The organism is Allobosea sp. 10L422, assembly GCF_056395345.1.
The window spans coordinates 281515-303343 of sequence record NZ_JBFTJI010000007.1; the positions used below are offsets into that span (position 1 = coordinate 281515).

Below are 21829 nucleotides of genomic sequence, written 5' to 3' on the forward strand. Positions count from 1 at the left end.
TTCCGTCGTTGTCGGCAAAAACTGGCGGGACCATAGGCAGCGGTTGCGGCAAAGGCCAGCCTCCCGTGCCTGTTCAATCGCGCGGATTCGCCTCTTCCGTCCCGGATGCCGATCCCACCGCCGGCTCGGCCGCGTCGCCCGCTGTTTCCTCCGACGCAGCGGCCGGAATCGGCCTCGCCGCCATCGCCGCATCCTCGCGCTTGCGGCGGGCAATTTCCGGCGCGCTCGCAAAGCCATAGGCCGTCAACGGCTTCTCGCGCCCCTTGATCGCGATCTTGAGCGGCACGGTTCCAGCGTAGCTGCGGCCGGTAGTGCGAATCGTGTCTTCCGACACCACGACATCGGCGAGAACCCGGCGCGTCGCGGCTTCGAGCTGGCTCGCGATCATGACCGTTTCACCAACCGTGATCTCGCGCCGGCCGAGATTGTCGTTCTCGACCGCACCGGTGATGGCATCGCCGGTATGGATCCCGATCCCGATCCTCAGCGGCAGAGGCAGCGCCACACCAAACTCGCGGTTGAGCGCGTCAACCGCCCGTACGATGTCGGCCGCAGCGCTGATCGCCGCCTGCGCGCCGCGCGCCTGCGAGCCCTCGAGGCCGAACACGGCCATGAAGCCATCGCCGTAGAAGGCATCGATGCGCCCGTCATGGGCCGTGATCGCCTGGCCCATCTCGTCGAAGAAGCGGTTGAGCAGACCGATCAGTTCGCGGGGCAGCTGCCGCTCCGAGAGCGCCGAGAAGGCACGCAGATCGGCGACCACCACCGTCAGGCCGCGTTTGTTGACGGCATCGTCGGGCTGCAACGTGCGCGCACCGGCGGCGTTCAGGCGCGAGGCGAGCAGGATCTGCACCTGCAGGTCGTCTTGCGGCCTGATCTGGCAGGCAAGCCGGACACCTTCCGGCGCGGAGATGCGCCGCAGCAACCTGGCTTCGTTCGGCCCCGGCGACGGCAGCTTGTCGATGCCGTCCATCACCAGCACGCGGCAGGTGGCGCAGCGCGCCCGCCCGCCGCAGAGCGCCGCGTGCGGAATGCCGAAGCGCCGGAACATCTCAAGCACCGTCGGCCCCGGCACCAGCCGCCGCGTACCGTGACCGACGAAACGTACCGTGATCTCCCGTCGCGTCCTGACCCGGATCTCGCGGATGCCGACGAACAGCACGAAGGCGCCCACCAGCCCGTAGAAGGCGCTCTTCGCCCACATCACGTCGCGGTCGAACATCACCCGCTGCGCGTCGGTGACGAACTCGGGCGGGAGCGCCATCCGCTCGGCCTCGCGTGCCGCCACCATGAAGCCGATCAATGCCAGCAGCGGGATCAGGATCGAGACGAGCAGGAACGGATCGCGCCAATGGCGATAGGCGTCGCGCGAACGCAGCATGAAATGGAGACCGAGGATGCCATGCGTCCAGACCAGCAGCAGCAGCAGCGACTGCAGCAGCGCACGGCTCGGCCACAGCCGCCGAAGCACGGCATGATAGGTCTCGTCGACGCCGAAATAATACCCCAGCACGCGCGTGCTGACGATGTGATCGACCAGCAGGAGCGGTATCGCGAGACCCAGCGCGATCTGCAGCATCTCGCGCAGCGGCATCTTGAAGGTGCGCCGCTGGACCACGCGCAGCAGCGCGAACACCGGATGGATGATCAGTGCGCCGTAGAGCACGATCGTCCCGATGCGGGAATGCCAGACATTGTAGCGCCAGTCCTGGACGCGCTCCATGACATCGAGGCCGAGGATGCCCATGGCATGGTTGAGGAAATGCGTCGTCGCGAAGGTCAGCAGGATCAGGCCCGAGACGAGGCGGATGTCGCGGCTCCAGGACGAGACCTGATCGATGCTCGCGCCCATGCTGCTGCGCGCCATCTGCGGGCGCTGCGTGCCGGCGGCTTGTGGCCGATTCATACGACGCTTGACCTCATCAGACGGTTTCGTGCTCGCGGAGCAAGACGCTCGCAAGACGATGAACGCGATCCGCCAGGTCGCGGCAGACCGCAAGGCTGAATTCCGGCACGGTCTGGAGCAGTTCGAAGAACAGGTCCTTCGGAATTCTCAGCGCCAGGACCGGCGTCTTCGCGCTGACCGTGCCGATGAACGGCCGGCCGCTGAGCAGCGATACGTCTCCGGTAATGCTGCCGGCGTCCTTCTGGAACCGACGCCCTTCGCCGTCCGGGCGCGACTGCGAGAATTCGACATCCCCCTCGAGAATGACATAGACGCCGTCCAGCCGGTCCTTCTGGTCGATCAGGACTGCACCCGGTTCGAAGCGCAATCTTTCGCCCATGAGGGCGACGAGCTTGAGCCGCGAGGGAGGCATGTCGCGAAACAGCGGCAGGCTGCGCAAGCAGCCGATATCGGCTTCCAGACTCATGACCGTGCCTCCATTCGCTGGGCATCCGCAAAGCGTAACGCCTGGCCGCCGACATCGTTCGCCGCCTCGAGCGCCCCGCCCGCCTCGACCGAGCCGGTCGCCCCATGGAAAACGACCCGCATCGGGACATCCTCAACGAGTCTAGCATCTCCCAGCAGAAGAAACAGCGTCATACCAGCGCAATAGCTGCGTAGCCGGGCGACGATCTTCTCCGGCTCGTCGGAGATTGCGAGCAGGGCCGAGACGTCGAGCACAGCGATCTGCGGCGCCTTGACGAGAGCCTGCGCCAGGGGAATCGCATGCAGCAGACGCGCTGGCAGATAGCGCCCGCGGATGCCGCTCTCGGTATCGAGCCCGAGGCGATACAGCGCTTCCCCGAGGCCTGAGCGTTCGAGCGCCTGCAACACGATCTCCGCCACCTTCCGGCCTGCGTCGGGGATGCCGTAGCCGATGCGGCCGAACATCAGGTTGTCCCGCACGCTGGCGCCGAGCATGACCTTATCGGGAGCATAGAAGTCCACATCGGCTGCAGCATCGGCCGGCAGGTGCTTGCGGAAGCTTGCCCGCGCTCTGAGGACACGGCGCTCGAGCCGGTCGTCGATCAGGTTCAGCCGGTGCTTGGGCTCGATATAGCCCAGTGCCAGCGCCACCAGGTCGCGCTCCGTCTCCTGGTCGAGCGGGCTTCGCATATCGTGCTTGGCCAGGATGGCCGCCAGCTCGTTGAGGCGCTCGAAATCGAAATTCTCGCCGAAGGTATAGCGCTCGAACAGCGCATGCCCTGGCGGCAGGCCGGCGAAGATCTCGACGACGGTCGCGACGATCCGCCCGCCCATCTCGGTCATCGGCTCGACCAGGGCCTCCGCCTTGAGGATCGATTGGGCGTAAGGCTCGAAGAGCAGCGTCGCATTGGCGAAGCGGGCGCTGGTCCGTGTCCCGAAGATCAGGTTTTCGGCAATCGAAGCATTTCGGTTGTAGCGGTCGAGGACGAAGGGCTCGATCAGCTCGCCAAGGTTGATGCGCTCGAGCTCCGCCGCCACGACCTGACGGGCGGTAATGATGCGCTCGGTGGCTTCCGCGCTCACCGGCGGCATCACCTTGCCGCCCAGGCCGAGCTCGAACACGTCCTGCGTGCAGCCGAACACGTCGAGCAGCTCGCGCACCCGCGCCGCGAGCTCGGCCGCGTCGGCGACCCCGACGCCGTCGTAATCCGTCCAGTCCGCTTCGAAGGGAAATGGCGAGTTGCCCGAGCGGACCGCCTCGACAAAGCGGCGATGCTCCTCCGGTGAAACCGGCCCCTCGGACTTGATCTCCGGCCGACGCCGCCGCAGCGGCAACAGGATGTTGTCCCGCATCGTCCCGGCGATGATCTCCGCTTGGTCTCCGGAATAGCCGATCAGATGGCTCGCCCGCTCGACCGACATGTCCGCGAGCAGTTCGCCATCGATGAGCACCCGCCCCGAATAATTTGTCGCCTGTCGCCCGAGGATGCGGCCGAGCACATCCCCGCCACTGCCATGGGGGCCGATCAACGCGACGCAGCCCGGGCGCTGAAGGCTGAATGAAAGCGGCGTCAGCAGCGGCTGCCCGCGATTGTCCAGCATCTGCACGGCCTCGAGCCGGATGCTTCCCTTGACCGGCAGCGGCGAGCAGCCATTCGCCTCGTCGAGGACGAGCGTGTCGTCGCTGTTGAACTGGGAAATCACCTGCTCGTATTTGATCGTGACGTCGTTGCGCTGCTGGTCCCAGTCGATCAGCTCCTTGATCGGCGAAGGCAGGTCACGATAGGCCGCGATCACCGCCACCAGCTGGCCGATGTCGAGGCGTCCCTGCAGCGCGAAATAGCCGCCTATCGCATAGAAGAAGAACGGCGTGACCTGCGCCAGCAGGTTATTGAGGAACTTGACCGCGAACTTGCGCTTGTAGAGCTCGTAGCGGATGTCGAAGAGGCGCCCGAGGCGCGCGGCAATATCCGCCTGAACGTATCCCGCAGCGCCGTGCCCCTGGATCATCGGCCCGGCATCGACGATTTCGCCGATCCTTCCTGCAAGCTGGCGGGATGCGATCTGGCGCTCGCGGCCCAATCTCAGCTGCTCGCGGCGCAGGATCGGGATGATGATGGCCTGCGCCAGCACGATCAGCAGGGCGATCGAGCCGAGCCAGAAGCTCTGCACCATGATGAAAACGAGCGCGGTCAGGGCTTGGCTCAGCAGGAAGACCGGCTGGATGAACGCGTCGCCGACGAAGCCGCCGATGGGCTCGACCTCGTCCTTGATCATGCTGGCGATCTCTGCCGGCTTGACTGCCCGGATCTCCTCCGGGCGAAACCGCAGCAGCTGGCTGAAAAGGTCGTAGCGCATGCGCCGCAGCATGCGCTCGCCGAGAATGCCCTTGCGCACGTTGACGATGTATTTGAAGGCGCCGTTGATCAGAACGAGCACCAGGAAATAGCTGGAGAGCCCCATGAGGAGCCCGACCTGATTGACCTGAAACCCTTCGAACAGCCTCAGCGTCGCCCCACCGAGCCAGGACGGCAGATGCAGCGTCATTTCCATGAAGGTGGCGGTGGTCTTGCCGCCTCTGAAGGCCCCTCCCTGGATGGCGTCGTTGACGATCCGCTTGGGGACGTCGAACGAGGCCCAGTTGAAGGGTATCGAGACAACGATGATCAGCAGGACGATGATCTGCTCGCCGCGACTCTTCTGCCAGATGTAACGGAAGAGGTTGGGCTCCAAAGGGCAATCCTGTCGCGAAACGCCGACGGCGCTGTCATCTCGGGGCAAGGCCCCTGCGAGCGACCATATGTGGTGAGGTTGCGGCGGAGTGCAATGCGAGCCACTTTGAACCTGCGGCACAGCCGGATCGCGCCGCGTCGGGGGTCGATGTGAGGCGCCTGTTGCTCCGTACGGCCATTGCCTGTGCTGCTCTTGTGGTCGCGGTTGCTTCCCCCCTTGCATCCGCCTGCGCCGAAGTCGCAGCCGGCAACGCTTCCGACCTCCTGCATGATGGCTTCGACAAGGGCGGTTTCGCCGCCGAGGGCGGGCTATTCTACAAGGAGAACGTCGAGCAGCGCGCCGGCCGGATGGTTTTCAGCCCTGCCTCGCCTTCGGCCGGCACCGGCGCGCTGACCCTCACGGTCATGGCGGCCTGCCCACCCCACCAGCTCGGCTGCAGCGAGCGCGCCGAGGTCTGGGAGCGCCCGCAGGTGCTTGCTCCCTATGGCAGCACGGTCTGGTACGGGCTGGCCCTGCGTCTCGACGCCCCGCTGCCGCAGGACGATCGCAGATATGTGATCGCCCAATGGAAGCGAGAGATCCTCCCCGGCGCCGTGGGAGACTACTCGCCCTTCCTGGCACTGCGGCTCTATCGCGGGCATCTCGGCGTCACCGTCGAGACGGATCGCATCGCGTCCTATCCAATCGGGAGCCCCGAGCGCCCGGATGGCTGCCGCCCCGGCGAGGCCCTGGTGCTCGACCGCCCGAAGGTTCGCCAGACGCGGGCTCTGGTCGCGATCGAGGCCGGCGCTGCGCGCGAAAGCTACCCCGGCTATTTCGATGCCTGTGCCCCGGGCATCCAGGTCACACGCCATGCCGATCTGCCGGCGGCCCGGAACGGTTGGATCGATTTCGTGATCCGATCGCAACCAGGCCCCCATGGCGACGGATACATCGAGATCATGGCCAACGGCGACCCGATCGTGACCATCCGCGGGCATATCGGCCATAGCGGCCCGGGTCTCGCCACCAACCAGTACTTCAAATTCGGCCCCTACCGCGCCCCCGGCCTCCAGCCCTGGAGCGTCAGCTACGGCGGTTTCCGCCGGGGGCCGCGTTGCAGCGATGTCATCCGGCTCGGCCAATGTCCGGCCGAATGAGTCGCTATGTCGAAAGTCATTGGCAAGACCGAACTTTAGACGTCTAGTGAAGTCAGGAGAATTGCGGACGGTTCCGGGGTGGCGTCAGATCGGGCTATGGATATCCTGCGCATCAGCGACCTGCGTATCGGCTTCACGGTTCACGGCCTGTCCCGCGAGGTGGTGAAGGGCGCGAGCCTGCGCGTTCCCGCCGGCAAGACCGTCGCGCTCGTGGGCGAATCCGGCTCCGGCAAATCAGTCATCTCGCAGGCCATCATGGGCCTGTTGCCCCGCGCGGGCGCCGTGACGGGGGGTGAGATTCTGTTCCGCGACCCGCTGGCGCCGCAGAGCGTGACCGACATCGCGGCGCTGCCTGCCGAAGGCCCCGAGATCCGGGCCCTGCGCGGCGGCCGCATCGGCATGATCTTCCAGGAGCCGATGTCCTCGCTCTCGCCGGTCCACACCATCGGCAACCAGATCGAGGAAGCCTTGCTCCTGCATCGGCCGATGCCGAAAGCCGAGGCGCGCGGCCTGATCGAGGCCATGCTGAAGCGCGTCGGCTTCAAGAACGCCCATCGCGCCTATGGGCTGTATCCCTTCGAGCTCTCCGGCGGCCTGCGCCAGCGCGCCATGCTTGCCATGGCGCTGATCTGCAAGCCGGCCCTGCTGATCGCCGACGAGCCGACCACCGCGCTCGACGTCACCATCCAGGCGCAGGTGCTCGACCTGATGCGCGATCTCCAGGCCGAGATGGGCATGGCGATCCTGCTGATCACCCACGATCTCGGCGTCGTCGCCAACATGGCCGACGAGGTGGTGGTGATATTCCACGGCGAGATCCTGGAGCGAGGCCCGGTCGAGGACATTTTCCGGCAGCCGCGCCATCCCTATCTCAAGGCGCTGCTGAACGCCTCGCCGCATTTCGACATGCAAGAGGGCGAGCGCCTCGTCGCGCTGCGCGAAGCCAGGCCCCGCCCCCCGGCGGCGCCCCGCCCCGCCCCGCCGCCGGGAGATCGCGAGAACACGCCGCTCCTGCGGGTCCGCAACCTCCGCAAGACCTATGTCACCGGCTCCCGCGGCTTCTTCGGCAAGGGTACGCAAAGTGTCGTGAAAGCCGTCGACGATGTCAGCTTCGACATCCGCCGCGGCGAATGCCTCGGTCTCGTCGGCGAGAGCGGCTGCGGCAAGACGACGGTCAGCAAGATCGTGATGCGGGCCGTCACAGCCGATTCGGGAGAAGTCGTCTTCGATGACGGCCATGAACGGGTCGACGTGCTCGGGCTGAAGGGCGAGGCATTGCGGGCCTTCCGCCCGCGCATCCAGATGATCTTCCAGGATCCCGTCTCGTCGCTGTCGCCACGCATGACGGTGATGAACATCCTGCGCGAGCCGCTCGCGGTCCACGACAGGGGCCACTCTGCTGCTCAGGACGAACGGGTTCGCTCCCTGATGCAGGATGTCGGGCTCGATGTCCGCTTCCTGAACCGCTATCCGCATTCCTTCTCGGGCGGCCAGCGCCAGCGCATCGGCATCGCCCGCGCCCTGGCGCTCGATCCCGAGCTGATCATCTGCGACGAACCGGTCTCGGCGCTCGATGTCTCCGTGCAGGCGCAGATCCTCAACCTGCTGAAGGATCTCCAGGCCGAACGGGACCTCACCTTCCTGTTCATCTCGCACAACCTCGCCGTGGTGAACTACATGGCGGATCGCATCGCGGTGATGGCCAATGGCCGCATCGTCGAGCTGGCGCCGCGCCATATCCTCTTCACCAAGCCGGTCCATCCCTACACCAAGGCGCTGCTGCGCTCCGTGCCTTTCCCCGATCTCGATCGCAAGCTCGACTTCAAGCTCGCGGCGCCTGGCGGTGCATCCGATGACAGCCATTGGGGTGACGCCTTCAAGGTCGGTTCCGACGCCTCTGACCTGGCGCATCTGTCGCTCGGAAGCGGTCACTACGTCCTTGCGCGGCCCAATGCCGATGTGCGGGAGATGGTCCCATGACCTCCCGTCGCTCGCACACGACGCGCCGCGGCGCCCTGCTGTTGGGAACGGTCGCGCTTGCCGGGGCCGCGCTGCCCCGCCGCGCGCTGGCTCAACCTGCCCCGATCGACAGCCCCTTCTTCGCCGAGAAGGTCGCCGCGGGGACGCTGCCGCCGGTGGCGCAGCGCCTGCCGGCGTTGCCCCGCCTCATTAACCTCGGCAAGCTCGGCCGCACCCCGGGGCGCCATGGCGGCAATATCCGCATGCTGATGGGCGATCAGCGCGATGTCCGGATGATGACCCTCTACGGCTACACGCGCCTGATGGTCTACGATGAGACTCTGGAGCTCGTGCCGGACGTTCTCGAGAGCTGCGACGTCCAGGACGGCCGCATCTTCACGCTGCGCCTGCGCACCGGCCATCGCTGGTCCGACGGCTCTCCCTTCACCACGGAGGATTTCCGCTACTGGTGGGAGGATGTCGCCAACAACAAGCGCCTGTCGCCCGGCGGACCGCCTCAGGCGATGCTGGCTGGCGGCAATCTCCCCTTCTTTGAAGTGCTGAGCGAGACCGAGGTTCGCTACAGCTGGGAGATGCCGAACCCGATCTTCCTGCCGGCGCTGGCGGGCGCGCAACCGACCTATATCTTCATGCCGTCGCGCTACCTCAAGCAGTTCCACGAGAAGCACGCACCCAAGCACGAGTTGGTCCAGCGGGTGAAGGAGAACCGCGTGCGCGACTGGGGCGCGCTCCATGAGCGCCTCTCGCGCATGTACCGGCCGGAAAACCCGAACCTTCCGACGCTCGAGCCCTGGCGCAACACCACGCCCCTGCCGGCCGAGCAATTCGTGTTCGAACGCAATGCCTTCTTCCACCGTGTCGACGAGAAGGGCCGGCAGCTGCCCTATGCCGATCAGGTCACGCTGACCCTCGGTACGAGCTCGCTGATCCCGGCCAAGGCGGCTGCGGGAGAGGCCGATCTTCAGGCCCGCTACATCCGCTTCGACAACTACACCTTCCTCAAGGAGGCCTCGAAGCGGATGAACTTCGAGGTCAAGCTCTGGAAACGGGCCGAGGGCTCCTACTTCGCGCTTCTGCCGAATCTGAACGCCATCGATCCGGTCTGGCGCGACCTCAATCGCGACGTGCGCTATCGCCGCGCGCTCTCGGTCGCGATCAATCGCGCCGACGTCAACAAAGTGATCTTCTTCGGCTTGGCACGCGAAAGCGCCAACACGGCCTTGCCGGAAAGCCCGCTCTACGATCCGACGCTCGCTTCGCTCTGGATTCAGCATGACCCCGGGCTGGCGAACCGGCTTCTCGACGAGATCGGCCTGACCAAGCACGACGATGACGGCGTGCGCCTGCTTCCCGACGGGCGCAGGCTCGAATTCACCATCGAAACSGCCGGCGAGARCACSGATGAGACGGACATCCTCGACCTCCTCAAGCAGGATTTCTTGACCGTCGGCATCAAAATCTATCCGCGCTCCACGCAACGCGACGTCTTCCGCCGCCGCATCGTCGCGGGCCAGACCGTCATGTCGGCCTGGGCCGGCATGGACAACGCGCTCGTCACCTCCGACATGGAACCTGATGCGCTGGCGCCGACCTCCTCGGCTCAGTTCCAGTGGCCGCGTTGGGGCCAGTTCATCGAGACCAGCGGCCGCGAGGGCGAGAGACCGGCCTCGCACGAGGTCAACGAACTGGTGCGGCTCTACGAGGAATGGCGGATGAGCTCGACGCGCGACCAGCGCCGCGCCATCTGGCACAAGATGCTGGCCATCAATGCCGAGCAGGTGTTCACCATCGGCGTGATCAACAGCACGCTGCAACCCATCGTCGTCTCCCGCGATCTGCGCAATGTGCCCGAGGTCGGCCTCTACAGCTTCGAGCCCGGTGCCTTCATCGGCCGCTACATGCCCGACACCTTCTGGTTCGATCGGCCAGAGACCAAAGGCTGATCCGTGCTGTTCCGCTACATCCTCAAGCGCATCCTGATCATGATCCCGACGCTGCTGGTCACCAGCGCGCTGATCTTCACCGTGATCAATCTCCCGGAAGGGGATTATTTCGAGACTCTCGCGGCCGAAATGCAGGCACAGGGCGAGAAGGCCGATATGAGCCGCATCGAATTCCTGAAACAGGAATACGGCTTCGACAAACCTCCGGTCGAACGCTATTTCTGGTGGGTCGCGGGCCTGCTTCAGGGCGATATGGGCTATTCCTTCGAATATCAGCGGCCGGTCAGGGAGATCGTCGGCGACCGCCTGCTGCTGACCATGCTGGTATCCTTCGCCACCATCATCTTCACCTGGATCGTGGCCTTCCCGATCGGCATCTACTCGGCCACGCATCAATACAGCTGGGGCGACTACGGGCTGACTTTCCTCGGTCTCATCGGGCTCGCGGTCCCGCATTTCCTGTTGGCCCTGGTCTTCATGTATCTCGCCAATCTCTGGTTCGGCCTCTCGATCGGCGGCCTCGTCGACCCGCAATATCTCAACCAGCCGATGAGCTGGGCCAAGCTCCGATCCGTGCTGGAGCATCTCTGGATTCCCGTCATCATCATCGGCGCCGGCGGCACCGCCGGCATGATCCGGGCGCTACGCGCCAATCTGCTCGACGAGCTGCAGAAGCAGTACTACGTCACCGCCCGCGCCAAGGGCCTGCCGCCCGGCAAGGCGCTGCGGAAGTACCCGCTGCGCATGTCGCTCAACTTCTTCATCTCGGATATCGGCGACATCCTGCCTTCGATCGTCTCGGGCGCCGAGGTCGTCGCCATCGTGCTCTCGCTGCAGACCACCGGCCCGCTGCTCATCCGGGCCCTGCAAGCCCAGGACATGTATCTCGCCGGCTCCTTCCTGATGTTCCTCTCMTTGCTTACCGTGATCGGSGTGCTGATCTCTGACATCGCGCTCGCCATCCTGGATCCGCGCATCCGTCTTCAGGGGGCCGCGACCAAGTGAAGGCGAACTCACTCAACACGCTCCCGCCCGACGGCGCGCCGCTGCCGCATGCGGCTTCGACCGCGCCTTTCGAGCCCTATGCCACCGAGGTGATGACGCCGCAGCAGGAGCGGGTCTATCTCGCGTCGCAGTGGCAGCTGATGTGGTGGAAGTTCCGCCGGCACAAGCTCGCGGTCGTCTCCGCCTTCGTCATCGTGGCGATCTACGCGATGGCGGCCTTCGCCGAATTCCTCGCCCCCTACCATTACACGACGCGCAATACCGACTTCATCCGCGCGCCGGGCCAGAGCGTCCACCTCTTCCACGAAGGCAGCTTCATCGGCCCCTTCGTCTACCCGTACACGATGCGGCTCAACTTGGAGAATCTGAAGCGGGAATACGAGGTCGACAGCACACAGCCGCAGAAGCTGCGCTTCTTCTGCCGCGGCGACGACAGCTACATGTTCTGGGGGATGATCCCGGGCAGCTGGCGCCTCGTCTGCCCCCCGAAGGACGGCACCTTCTTCTGGCTCGGCTCGGACCGGCTCGGACGCGACATGCTCTCGCGCATCCTCTATGGCGGCCGCATCTCGCTCTCGATCGGCCTGCTCGGCGTCTCCGTCTCCTTCGTCCTCGGCGTCATCATCGGCGGGATCGCCGGCTATTATGGCGGCCGTATCGATCTGTTCATCCAGCGCATCATCGAAATCGTGCAGTCGCTGCCGCATATCCCGCTCTGGCTGGCACTGGCCTCGATCATGCCGCCGTCATGGAGCCCAGTGGTGGTCTATTTCGGCATCACCATCATCCTAGGCCTGATGGACTGGACGGGGCTTGCCCGCTCGGTCCGCTCGAAGCTGCTGTCGCTGCGCGAGGAGGACTATGTCGTCGCCGCCCAGCTGATGGGCGCGAAGCCCGCCCGCATCATCGGCCTGCATCTGGTGCCGGGCTTCATGAGCCATCTCATCGCGTCGGCCACCATCACCATCCCGAAGACCATCCTCGGCGAGACCGCGCTCTCCTTCCTCGGCCTGGGCCTGAGACCCCCGATCACCAGCTGGGGCGTGATGCTGAACGAGGCCCAGAACATCAATGTAGTGGCGCTTTATCCTTGGCTGCTCTATCCGGTCGTCCCCGTGATCGTGATCATCCTCGCCTTCAACTTCCTTGGCGACGGCCTGCGCGATGCGGCCGATCCGTATCGCTGACCAGCCACGTTCCGCCCCTTTGCAGTATCGCCTTGCGCATTGCATTCCACACTCCGCTGAACCTGTTCGACGATGGCGGCGTCTCCGGCGACCGCCGCATGGCGCGCCAGCTCGTCGCGGCGCTGGAGACGTTGGGCCATGTCGTGGAACCTGTCCGGGCCGGCCGCGGCTACCTGCCCAGCGCCGATCCAGCTTGCCTCGACCAGCATCGCGCCGACGCTGCACGGCTTAGCGACCAACTGCTGGCGGACTATCGCTCCGGAATCCCGCGCCCCGATCTCTGGTTCACATATCACAACTACTACCGCGCCCCGGACCTGCTCGGCCCCGGGATCGCCACGGCACTCGGCATCCCCTATGTCACAGCCGAGGCCAGCGACTCCGAACGACGCGCCTTCGATGAATGGAGCGCCCAGACCGAAATCGTCCGGCACAGCCTCTCGGCAGGCGATGTCCACTTCTACTTCACCGATCGCGACCGCCAAGGGCTCGAACCCTGGCGCCGGCCCGGCACCGCTCTTCTGGAGCTCCCGCCCTTCATCACCTTCGGGGACGAGCCGCCGCGGCGCCGGAACCATTCCGGCCCTCCCCGCCTGATCACCATTGCAATGATGCGCGAGGGCACCAAGCAGAACAGCTATCTGACGCTCGCGCGCATTCTCGCCCGCATTGCCGATGCGGATTGGCGGCTCAGCATCGTCGGCGATGGCCGCCAGCGCGCCGTGATCGAAGCGGCTTTTGCGGGCCTGCCGCAAGGCCGGATCGATTGGCTCGGCCTGATACCGCGCGAGCGGGCGCTCGACGAGCTGACACGGCACGACATCTTCGTCTGGCCGGGCGTCCGCGAGGCCTATGGCCTGGTCTATCTCGAAGCCCAGGCGGTGGGACTGCCCGTGGTCGCCTTCGACAGCGGCGGCGTCTCCGCCACCGTGGTGCCGGGAGAGACGGCGCTCTTGGCTCCGGAAGGCGACGAAACCGCTTTCGCCGGCCATCTCGTCGCCATGCTGCAGGATAAGGCGCGCCGTGAACGGATGGGCGCCGCGGCGCGCCGTTTCGTATTGGACGAGCGCACCAACGCCCGCGCCGCCGCCAGGCTGGCCGAAGGGCTCGACCTCGCCTGCCGCCATCGCCGCGACAAACGCCAAGCTGCCGGTAGCGCTGCGTCATGAGCGAGACGCATTGGCAGACCCTGTCGCGGGAGCTCGATAACTGGCAGGCGGCCGGCCGCCAGTTGCGGCTCTGGCTTCGGGACGACGATGCGGTCGCGCCGACGCCGGCGCTGACGCGGCTCTCGGATCTTGCAGAACGCCATGGTGCACCTGTGCTGCTGGCGGTCATACCGATGTTGGCCGAGCCCGCCCTGGCCTCGGCGCTGGAGGACATGCCTCGCCTGCGCCCCTGCCAGCACGGCGTCTGGCATCGCAACCATGCACAGGCCGGGGCAAAGAAGTCGGAATTCGGCGCCGACCGCGCCGAGACCGCCGTCGATGGCGAGATCGCCGCGGGTCGCGACCGTCTGCGCGACCTGATCGGCAGCGACTTCCTGCCGGTCTTCGTGCCGCCCTGGAATCGCATCGATCCCGGCCACGCCGCCCGGCTCGGGAGCCTTGGCTTCTCCGGCCTGTCATGCTTTCGCAATTATCGCCACGGTCCCACCGGCGGTCCGCGCCTGCTCAACACCCAAATCGACGTTATGGACTGGCATGGCGGCCGCATGGGCCGGCGGCCGGATGACCTTCTGCCCGAGATCGTGGCGCAGATGATCGCGATGCGCGGCGATGTCCCCCATCGGGCGGCCGCGCTCGGTCTGCTCCTGCATCACCGCGACCATGACGAAGGCGCGTGGTCCGTTCTTCACGACATCTTGAGCCTCGCCGGGGCCCATCCGGCCGTGCATTTCGCTGATCCGGCCGAGCTTCTTCCTGGAAGAGTATAGGCTTGCCTCCGGCTAAGATGAATCCTTGCTCATTGCCACCGCCACGGGCTTGGTTGATGAACCTCGCCGCGCTATAAGCGCTTTCAACTGGTTCCGAGCTGCGTTCGTCCTCGCCAAGAGGTCGTCTGGCCTTTGCGGAGGGCGACATCCAATGTCTTCCAACGTCATCGATTTGGTCGGGGCCGAAAGGGCGCCGCGCAGCCCGCATGCGCCGCGGGTGCTGATCTACAGCCATGACACTTTCGGTCTCGGCCATATCCGCCGCTGCCGCGCCATCGCCAATGCGCTGATCGCCAGCTTTCCGCACATCTCGGTCATCATCGTCTCCGGCTCTTCGGTGATCTCGAGCTTCCAGTTCGGCGACGGCATCGACTATGTCCGCATTCCCGGCATCGAGAAGCAGAGCGACGGCCGCTACGAGCCGCATCATCTCAATCTCGATCTCGGCGACACGCTGCGGCTGCGCACCGATCTCATCAAGCAGACCGTTCTTTCCTTCGATCCCGACGTCGTCATCGTCGACAAGGAGCCCGTCGGCCTGCGCGGCGAGCTGAAGCCCTCGCTCGACATCCTGCGCCGCCGCGGCGCTCGCATCGTGCTGGGTGTGCGCGACGTGCTCGACGATCCAGCCACACTGCTGGAGGAGTGGCGCCATAGCGGCGCGCTCGAAGCGCTCGACACCATCTATGACGACATCTTCGTCTACGGGCTGGAGGGCATCTATCAGCCTCTGATCGGCCTGCCCGAACAGCAGCGTTTCGCCGACAAGATTCGCTATGTCGGCTATCTCAAGCGTGCGGTCCCGAGCCCGATGCCGCCGAACCGCTATCCACGGATCACGAAGCAGCCCTTCGTCCTCGTCACCCCCGGCGGCGGCGGCGATGGCGCCGGCGTGATCGACTGGGTGATCTCGGCTTATGAAGCCGACCCGACCATCGCACTGCCGGCGCTGATCGTGTTCGGGCCCTTCATGTCGCGCGAAAAGCGCAAGGACTTCGCCGAACGGATCGCCCGCAACCCGAAGCTGGAGGGCCTCGGCTTCGAGCCTCGCCTCGAGCTGCTGATGAATCGGGCGCACTGCGTCGTGGCGATGGGCGGCTACAACACCTTTTGCGAGATCCTCTCCTTCGACAAGCCGGCGCTGATCGTGCCCCGCGTGAAGCCTCGCCTGGAGCAGGCGATTCGTGCGCAGCGCGCGGACGAGCTGAGCCTGGTCGAAATGCTCTGCGACCCCTCGCAGACCGGCGAGGGCGAGCGCGATCCGCTCGTGATGGCGAGGGCGCTCCACGCCCTGGCGAAGCGACCGCCGCCATCGCAGGCCTTCATGCCCGATCTGCTCGAAGGGTTGCCGGCGATCAGCCGCGCGCTTTCGGACGATCTCTCGCAGACCGTGCGCGGCCGGGCTCTCGCGCAGAACGCTGCGACCAGCTGACCCGGTGCTGCCGGCGCGGCATCGCGCCGCTGGTCAATGCTCGGGCTCCGTTCTACAGGCTTTCAACATGACGCTTTCGAACACTCTCGTCTCGGTCGCGGTCGGCGCCGTCTCCATCGTGCTGCTGCTGGGCCTGGCGAACATGCTGCGCGGCGGCAGCGCCGACACCTCGCAGAAGCTCATGCGTCTGCGCGTCGTGCTGCAGTTCGTCGCGATCATCCTGATCGTCGCCGTGCTCTGGTACCGCAACGGCTGACCTTCCGCGGCATCCTGCCCAATTAATTGACGTCATTGATGTTTCGCGAACGCTTGGCTGTGAACGGAGCCTTGGCCGCACGGGCTCTGCCACATTCCGAACACGAGTATGTGTGCTTCACTAACGCCTGCTCTCTCACACCCCGCCGAAGGCCCATGGTTCGCGTCGCGTTGCTGCTCCTCGCCGGTTGTCTGGCGGCCTCCTCTGCTCAGGCACAGACCCGCTCTCTGTCCGGCAACGTCTCCAGCTACGCTCCCGCGACAGAGCCGCCGGCCCCGGCCTGGGAAACGCGCATCGGCGCCGGCCTCGCCAACCCAGGCGGACGCGAAGGCGGCCTCGTCAACGTGGGAGCTGAAGTGCTCTCGCCCCGCCTGATCCCCCTGCAGGACCGAATCGCCGCGGCCTTCATCCCGCGCTTCAACCTGGGCACCAGCCTGAACTTCAACGGCACGCGTTACGCCTATGCGGGAGCGACCTGGAGTTTCGACGTCACCCGGGACGTCTTCGTCGAGGCGAGCTTCGGCGCCGCCGTGAACGACGGCAAGAGCGGCTTCGTCGTTCCCGAGAATCGTCTCAATGTCGGCTGCAACACCGGCACCCGCGAGGCCGCGGCACTCGGCGTGCGGCTCTCCGATCGCTGGAACCTGGTCACCACGCTCGAGCATTTCAGCACGGCAGGCTGCGGCGACCGTGCAGGATCCTCTCCGCGAGGCCCGGCCAATATCGGCGCCCGGCTCGGCTATACGTTCTAGCAACCGGCCTCGGCAGAAAACCGCACTTCCGTCCCCGCCGCGCCGCGTTATAAGCGTGGCATGGTCAAGCTGAATCGCATCTACACCCGCACCGGCGATGACGGCACCACCGGGCTGACGGCCGGGCCGCGTCGCCCGAAATTCGACCTGCGGGTCGCCGCCTACGGCACCGTCGACGAGACCAATGCCTGCATCGGCCTGGCGCGCCTCCATGCCGCGGGCGAAGACGCCGAGGTCGATGCCATGCTCGGCCGCATCAGCAACGACCTCTTCGATCTCGGCGCCGATCTCTCCACGCCGGAAACTGGCAAGGCGCTCGCCTTCGAGCCGTTGCGGATCGTGCAGGCGCAGGTCGATCGCCTGGAAGCCGAGATCGACCGGATGAACGAGAGCCTTGCACCCCTGCGCTCCTTCGTCCTGCCCGGCGGGACGCCCGCCGCGACCCATCTCCATCTCGCCCGCACCATCAGCCGCCGCGCCGAACGGCTGATGACGGAACTGGCAGCCATGGAAGGGGAAACAGTCGCCCCGCCAGCGCTCAAATACATCAATCGCCTGTCGGACTTCCTCTTCGTCGCCTCCCGCTTCCTCAATGCGAAGGCCGGCGGGGACGTTCTCTGGGTGCCCGGCCAGAATCGCTGAGGCGCGCCATGTTCCTCCCCCTGCATGACGGAGTGCCACTTCGTTTCATGCGAACTCCCTATGTCACCTACGCGCTGATCTGTGCCTGTCTAGCAGCCCAGGTTGCGCTCTGGTTCTGGCCCGGGGAGAACGCCGAGCTCGCGATCATGGCCGGCTTCGGCATGATCCCCTCGGTGCTGTTCGGCACAGCGCAGCTGCCGGAAGGGCTCGCCCATCTGCCGCCCTGGCTGACGCTGTTCAGCAATGTGCTGCTCCACGCCAATCTGGCGCATCTGGCCGGCAACATGCTGTTCCTCTGGGTCTTCGGCGACAATGTCGAGGACGCGATGGGCCATGCCCGCTTCCTCATGTTCTTCTTCCTCTGCGGTCTCGGCGGTTCGCTCATCCACGCCGGAATGTATCCGGATTCGGAACAGCCATTGATCGGCGCCTCCGGCGCGATCTCCGGTGTCATCGCCTCCTATCTGATGCTCTATCCGCAGGTCCGCATCTGGGGCGTCGCCTTCAACTGGATTCCGATCCATATCCCGGCGATGTACGCGCTCGGCGGCTGGATTCTGCTGCAGGCCGGCTCGGCCTTGTTCCAGACCGACGGCAATGTCGGCTGGTGGGCCCATCTTGGCGGGCTTGCGACCGGGGCCGCGCTCACCCCGCTCTTCATTCATCGCAGCGTGCCCTTGTTCGGCCGCCCGACCATCGGCGGGTAAGCCCGTGCGCTTTTGCCCCTCCGACCAGACCTTGGACGACGTTGACAAGCCCAAACCGGCGTCGCTACGGTCCCTGCGCATTCCAGCCGAGGGCCGCGATGCCGCCACTCTGCCGTCTTGGACGGCGCGGCGCGAGGCGCATCTCTTCTGAACGGTGATCTGACGATGAAGATCTTGGTGCCCGTCAAGCGGGTGGTTGATTACAACGTGAAAATCCGCGTGAAGGCGGATGGGTCCGGCGTCGAGCTGGCCAATGTGAAGATGTCGATGAACCCGTTCGACGAGATCGCGGTGGAAGAGGCGCTGCGCCTCAAGGAAGCCGGCAAGGCGAGCGAAGTGATCGTGGTCTCGATCGGCCCGGCGCAGGCCGCCGAGACGATCCGCACCGGCCTCGCCATGGGCGCCGACCGCGGCATCCTCGTGAAGGTCGACGGCGTGGTCGAGCCGCTCGCCGTCGCCAAGCTGCTGACGAAGGTGGTCGAGCAGGAAGGGCCCGGCCTCGTCGTCCTCGGCAAGCAGGCGATCGACGACGATTGCAACCAGACCGGCCAGATGCTCGCCGCGCTGCTCGGCTGGGCGCAGGGCACATTTGCCTCCAAGGTCGAGTTGGCCGCGGATAGCGTCGACGTCACCCGCGAGGTCGATGGCGGCCTGCAGACCGTCACCCTCAAGCTCCCGGCGATCGTCACCACCGATCTGCGCCTGAACGAGCCGCGCTATGCCTCGCTGCCGAACATCATGAAGGCGAAGAAGAAGCCGCTCGACGAGACCTCGGCCGAGACGCTCGGCGTCGACGTTGCGCCGCGCCTGAAGGTTCTGAAGACGGTCGAGCCCGCCGGACGCTCCGCCGGCGTCAAGGTGGCCAACGCCGCCGAACTCGTCTCCAAGCTCAAGACCGCCGGGGTGATCTGATGACCACGCTGCTGATCGCCGAACACGACAACGCCTCGATCAAGGACGCCACCGCCAAGGCGCTGACCGCCGCCGCCCAGCTCGGCGCGCCCGTCCACATTCTCGTGGCCGGCCAGGGCGCCAAGGCCGCGGCCGACGCGGCCGCCAAGCTCGCCGGCGTCGAGAAGGTGCTGCTCGCCGATGACGCGGCCTACAGCCATGCGCTGGCCGAGCCGCTGGCGGCGCTGATCGTGAAGCTCGCAGGGGCTTACGATGCCATCGTCGCGCCCTCGACCACCACTGGCAAGAACGTGCTGCCGCGCGTCGCCGCGCTGCTCGACGTGATGCAGGTCTCGGATGTCAGCAAGATCGTCGCGCCCGACACCTTCGAGCGCCCGGTCTATGCCGGCAACGCCATCCAGACGGTGCAGGCGACCGACGCCAAGAAGCTGCTGACCATCCGCACCGCCTCGTTCCAGGCGGCAGGTGAAGGCGGCTCGGCTGCCGTCGAGGTCGTTTCGGCCGCCGAGAACCCCGGCAACTCGTCCTTCAAGGGCGAGGAGGTCGCCAAGTCCGACCGTCCGGAACTCGCTTCCGCCAAGATCATCATCTCGGGCGGCCGCGCGCTCGGTTCGGCCGAGAACTTTGGCAAGGTGATCGAGCCGGTCGCCGACAAGCTCGGCGCCGCGATGGGCGCCTCGCGCGCCGCGGTCGATGCCGGCTACGCCCCCAACGACTGGCAGGTCGGCCAGACCGGCAAGGTCGTGGCTCCCGAGCTCTACATCGCCGTCGGCATCTCCGGCGCGATCCAGCACCTCGCCGGCATGAAGGATAGCAAGGTCATCGTCGCCATCAACAAGGACGAAGAGGCCCCGATCTTCCAGATCGCCGATTACGGCCTCGTCGGCGACCTCTTCACCGTCCTGCCCGAGCTCGACGCAGAACTGGCGAAAGCCGGCAAGTAAGGCATAGACCATCGTTCCGGGCCGCCTCAGGGCGGCCCGTTCCGCTCCCTGCGGGAGCATAAGAAGACTATCCGGGATCAAACCATGTCGGACCACGCGATCAAGACGATCGGTATCATCGGTGCAGGCCAGATGGGCAACGGCATCGCTCATGTCGCCGCGGTGGCCGGGTTCGACGTCAAGCTGCACGACGTCGCCGAGGACCGGATCAAGGCGGCGCTCGCCACCATCGACGGAAACATGGCCCGCCAGGTCCAGAAGGGCGCCCTCGCCGACGAGGATCGCCGCGCCGCCGTGCAGCGGATCGAGCCTGCGGTCGGCCTTGCCGATCTCGGCGATTGCGATCTCGTCATCGAGGCGGCGACCGAGAACGAAGAGGTCAAGCGCAAGATCTTCACGGCCGTCTGTCCGCATCTGAAGCCCAAGGCGATCCTCGCCTCCAACACGTCGTCGATCTCGATCACCCGGCTCGCGGCCGCGACCGACCGCCCCGAGCACTTCATCGGCATCCACTTCATGAACCCCGTGCCGCTGATGCAGCTCGTCGAGCTGATTCGCGGCATCGCCACGGACGACGGCACGTTCGAGCGTGCCAAGGCCCTCGTCGGCCAGCTGCACAAGACGGTTTCGGTCTCCGAGGACTTCCCGGCCTTCATCGTCAACCGCATCCTGCTGCCGATGATCAACGAGGCCGTCTACACCCTCTACGAGGGCGTCGGCTCGGTCGAGGCGATCGACACCGCCATGCGGCTCGGCGCCAATCATCCGATGGGCCCGCTTCAGCTCGCAGACTTCATCGGCCTCGACACCTGCTTGTCGGTGATGCAGGTGCTCCATGACGGCCTGGCCGATTCGAAATATCGCCCCTGCCCGCTGCTGGTGAAATATGTCGAGGCCGGCTGGCTCGGCCGCAAGACCAAGCGCGGCTTCTACGATTATCGCGGCGAGAAACCCGTTCCGACCCGCTGACGAACCGGGGCCGGCGGGCCAGAACCCGCCAATCGACCGAAATCACCACGATCTGCCTGCCGGCTGCCACGAGCGAGGAAGTACCTCGCCCGTGCGAGAGCGTTTGTCGCACCCGCAATAAGTTCCTTCACATTCCTGTCGTCTCGCGCTTACATTGATCTGAGGGCGGGATTCGTCCCGCTTGACGAAGCGGAGGTGCGACGGGTTTGACGGCGCATGTGATGCATCCGATGGCATCGCCGGACGGCTGTCCGGCCCTGGTCCTGAACGCCGATTTCCGGCCGCTCAGCTACTATCCCTTGTCCCTTTGGAGCTGGCAGGACGCGATCAAGGCGGTCTTCATGGACCGCGTCAACATCGTTTCCGAATACGACACGGTCGTCCGCAGCCCGAGCTTCGATATGCGGCTGCCCTCGGTCGTCTCGCTGAAGAGCTACATCAAGCCCTCGCGGACGCCGGCCTTCACCCGCTTCAACGTCTTCCTGCGTGACCGTTTCGCCTGCCAATATTGCAATACGCGCGACGAGCTGACCTTCGATCACGTCATCCCGCGCTCCAAGGGCGGCCTCACCACCTGGGAGAACGTCGTCGCCGCCTGCTCGCCCTGCAACCTGCGCAAGGGCGACAAGATGCCGGCCTCCGTCGAGATGTTCCCGGCCCAGAAGCCCTACGCGCCGACGGTCAACGACCTCCACCGCAACGGCAAGCTCTTCCCGCCGAACTATCTTCACGAGAGCTGGCTGGACTATCTCTAYTGGGACTCGGAGCTGGAGCCGTAAGGCCTGGGTGATCCACCCCCGTTGAATTGGTCCACCCTGAAGTATGTCTTTTGGCAGACAGGAGGACCGATATGCCGAAGAAGCGCCACAAGCCCGAAGAGATCGTCGCAAAGCTGCGTCAGGTCGATGTGCTGGTCTCGCA

19 protein-coding genes are annotated in these 21829 nt (G+C 65.8%); 16 read left to right on the plus strand and 3 right to left on the minus strand.

Annotation, left to right across the window (positions count from 1 at the left end; all coding sequences use genetic code 11):
- Window positions 1–73 precede the first annotated feature (73 nt).
- The 3 genes from AC1DEZ_RS16330 to AC1DEZ_RS16340 are packed head-to-tail and all read right to left on the minus strand — an operon-like array spanning window position 74 to window position 5104.
- On the minus strand, window positions 74–1906 hold the full coding sequence (locus tag AC1DEZ_RS16330; RefSeq protein ID WP_476780001.1) for an adenylate/guanylate cyclase domain-containing protein: 1833 nt from the start codon (window positions 1904–1906) through the stop codon (window positions 74–76).
- Window positions 1907–1922: 16 nt separating this feature from the next.
- Complete coding sequence (locus AC1DEZ_RS16335; protein WP_441510690.1) at window positions 1923–2372, minus strand: Crp/Fnr family transcriptional regulator; 450 nt, start codon at window positions 2370–2372, stop codon at window positions 1923–1925.
- Complete coding sequence (locus tag AC1DEZ_RS16340) at window positions 2369–5104, minus strand: ABC transporter transmembrane domain-containing protein (protein ID WP_476780002.1); 2736 nt, start codon at window positions 5102–5104, stop codon at window positions 2369–2371. Before AC1DEZ_RS16340 ends, AC1DEZ_RS16335 begins: the two co-directional genes overlap by 4 nt.
- A gap of 161 nt (window positions 5105–5265) precedes the next feature.
- Here AC1DEZ_RS16340 and AC1DEZ_RS16345 point away from each other — a divergent pair, with 161 nt between their 5' ends.
- The 16 genes from AC1DEZ_RS16345 (at window position 5266) to AC1DEZ_RS16420 (ending at window position 21687) form a co-directional block, all read left to right on the plus strand.
- Window positions 5266–6243 (plus strand): polysaccharide lyase family 20 protein, encoded by a 978-nt coding sequence (locus tag AC1DEZ_RS16345; protein ID WP_476780003.1) that lies wholly within the window; start codon window positions 5266–5268, stop codon window positions 6241–6243.
- Between the two features lie 96 nt (window positions 6244–6339).
- Window positions 6340–8223, plus strand: a complete 1884-nt coding sequence (locus tag AC1DEZ_RS16350) for an ABC transporter ATP-binding protein (RefSeq protein ID WP_476780004.1) — start codon at window positions 6340–6342, stop codon at window positions 8221–8223.
- A complete protein-coding gene (locus tag AC1DEZ_RS16355) occupies window positions 8220–10166 on the plus strand; it encodes an ABC transporter substrate-binding protein (RefSeq protein ID WP_476780005.1) in 1947 nt (648 codons plus the stop codon). Before AC1DEZ_RS16350 ends, AC1DEZ_RS16355 begins: the two co-directional genes overlap by 4 nt.
- A 6-nt stretch (window positions 10167–10172) precedes the next feature.
- The gene (locus AC1DEZ_RS16360; RefSeq protein ID WP_476780016.1) at window positions 10173–11171 is read left to right on the plus strand and encodes an ABC transporter permease; all 999 of its coding nucleotides are present in this window, start codon (window positions 10173–10175) and stop codon (window positions 11169–11171) included.
- Entirely contained in the window at window positions 11168–12358 is a 1191-nt protein-coding gene (locus tag AC1DEZ_RS16365; protein WP_441510695.1) for an ABC transporter permease, read from the plus strand. The genes AC1DEZ_RS16360 and AC1DEZ_RS16365 overlap by 4 nt, the downstream gene beginning before the upstream one ends.
- A gap of 32 nt (window positions 12359–12390) precedes the next feature.
- Window positions 12391–13527, plus strand: a complete 1137-nt coding sequence (locus AC1DEZ_RS16370) for a glycosyltransferase family 4 protein (protein WP_476780006.1) — start codon at window positions 12391–12393, stop codon at window positions 13525–13527.
- Window positions 13524–14294: a polysaccharide deacetylase family protein gene (locus AC1DEZ_RS16375; protein WP_476780007.1), complete on the plus strand. Its 771-nt coding sequence runs from the start codon at window positions 13524–13526 to the stop codon at window positions 14292–14294. Before AC1DEZ_RS16370 ends, AC1DEZ_RS16375 begins: the two co-directional genes overlap by 4 nt.
- A 151-nt stretch (window positions 14295–14445) precedes the next feature.
- Window positions 14446–15726 carry a glycosyltransferase family protein gene (locus AC1DEZ_RS16380; protein WP_441510698.1) on the plus strand — a complete coding sequence of 427 codons (1281 nt, stop codon included), beginning with the start codon at window positions 14446–14448 and terminating at the stop codon, window positions 15724–15726.
- A gap of 67 nt (window positions 15727–15793) precedes the next feature.
- Window positions 15794–15982, plus strand: coding sequence for a twin transmembrane helix small protein (locus tag AC1DEZ_RS16385; RefSeq protein ID WP_441510699.1), 189 nt, complete (start codon window positions 15794–15796; stop codon window positions 15980–15982).
- Window positions 15983–16137: 155 nt separating this feature from the next.
- Complete coding sequence (locus tag AC1DEZ_RS16390; protein ID WP_441510700.1) at window positions 16138–16734, plus strand: acyloxyacyl hydrolase; 597 nt, start codon at window positions 16138–16140, stop codon at window positions 16732–16734.
- Window positions 16735–16794: 60 nt separating this feature from the next.
- Window positions 16795–17376 carry a cob(I)yrinic acid a,c-diamide adenosyltransferase gene (locus AC1DEZ_RS16395; RefSeq protein ID WP_441510701.1) on the plus strand — a complete coding sequence of 194 codons (582 nt, stop codon included), beginning with the start codon at window positions 16795–16797 and terminating at the stop codon, window positions 17374–17376.
- Window positions 17377–17384: 8 nt separating this feature from the next.
- Window positions 17385–18083 carry a rhomboid family intramembrane serine protease gene (locus AC1DEZ_RS16400; protein ID WP_476780008.1) on the plus strand — a complete coding sequence of 233 codons (699 nt, stop codon included), beginning with the start codon at window positions 17385–17387 and terminating at the stop codon, window positions 18081–18083.
- Window positions 18084–18248: 165 nt separating this feature from the next.
- Entirely contained in the window at window positions 18249–18995 is a 747-nt protein-coding gene (locus tag AC1DEZ_RS16405; RefSeq protein WP_476780009.1) for an electron transfer flavoprotein subunit beta/FixA family protein, read from the plus strand.
- Window positions 18995–19939, plus strand: coding sequence for an electron transfer flavoprotein subunit alpha/FixB family protein (locus AC1DEZ_RS16410; RefSeq protein ID WP_476780010.1), 945 nt, complete (start codon window positions 18995–18997; stop codon window positions 19937–19939). The genes AC1DEZ_RS16405 and AC1DEZ_RS16410 overlap by 1 nt, the downstream gene beginning before the upstream one ends.
- Before the next feature lie 84 nt (window positions 19940–20023).
- Window positions 20024–20908: a 3-hydroxybutyryl-CoA dehydrogenase gene (locus AC1DEZ_RS16415; RefSeq protein WP_441510705.1), complete on the plus strand. Its 885-nt coding sequence runs from the start codon at window positions 20024–20026 to the stop codon at window positions 20906–20908.
- A gap of 221 nt (window positions 20909–21129) precedes the next feature.
- Window positions 21130–21687 carry an HNH endonuclease gene (locus AC1DEZ_RS16420; RefSeq protein ID WP_441510706.1) on the plus strand — a complete coding sequence of 186 codons (558 nt, stop codon included), beginning with the start codon at window positions 21130–21132 and terminating at the stop codon, window positions 21685–21687.
- The last annotated feature ends 142 nt before the right edge of the window (window positions 21688–21829 follow it).

Bases quoted from the DNA above. Each gene is read 5' to 3' on its own strand.
- AC1DEZ_RS16330 (WP_476780001.1), bottom strand. From the start codon at position 1,906: ATGAATCGGCCACAAGCCGCCGGCACGCAGCGCCCGCAGATGGCGCGC.
- AC1DEZ_RS16335 (WP_441510690.1), bottom strand. From the start codon at position 2,372: ATGAGTCTGGAAGCCGATATCGGCTGCTTGCGCAGCCTGCCGCTGTTT.
- AC1DEZ_RS16350 (WP_476780004.1), top strand. From the start codon at position 6,340: ATGGATATCCTGCGCATCAGCGACCTGCGTATCGGCTTCACGGTTCAC.
- AC1DEZ_RS16375 (WP_476780007.1), top strand. From the start codon at position 13,524: ATGAGCGAGACGCATTGGCAGACCCTGTCGCGGGAGCTCGATAACTGG.
- AC1DEZ_RS16380 (WP_441510698.1), top strand. From the start codon at position 14,446: ATGTCTTCCAACGTCATCGATTTGGTCGGGGCCGAAAGGGCGCCGCGC.
- AC1DEZ_RS16385 (WP_441510699.1), top strand. From the start codon at position 15,794: ATGACGCTTTCGAACACTCTCGTCTCGGTCGCGGTCGGCGCCGTCTCC.
- AC1DEZ_RS16390 (WP_441510700.1), top strand. From the start codon at position 16,138: ATGGTTCGCGTCGCGTTGCTGCTCCTCGCCGGTTGTCTGGCGGCCTCC.
- AC1DEZ_RS16395 (WP_441510701.1), top strand. From the start codon at position 16,795: ATGGTCAAGCTGAATCGCATCTACACCCGCACCGGCGATGACGGCACC.
- AC1DEZ_RS16400 (WP_476780008.1), top strand. From the start codon at position 17,385: ATGTTCCTCCCCCTGCATGACGGAGTGCCACTTCGTTTCATGCGAACT.
- AC1DEZ_RS16405 (WP_476780009.1), top strand. From the start codon at position 18,249: ATGAAGATCTTGGTGCCCGTCAAGCGGGTGGTTGATTACAACGTGAAA.
- AC1DEZ_RS16410 (WP_476780010.1), top strand. From the start codon at position 18,995: ATGACCACGCTGCTGATCGCCGAACACGACAACGCCTCGATCAAGGAC.
- AC1DEZ_RS16415 (WP_441510705.1), top strand. From the start codon at position 20,024: ATGTCGGACCACGCGATCAAGACGATCGGTATCATCGGTGCAGGCCAG.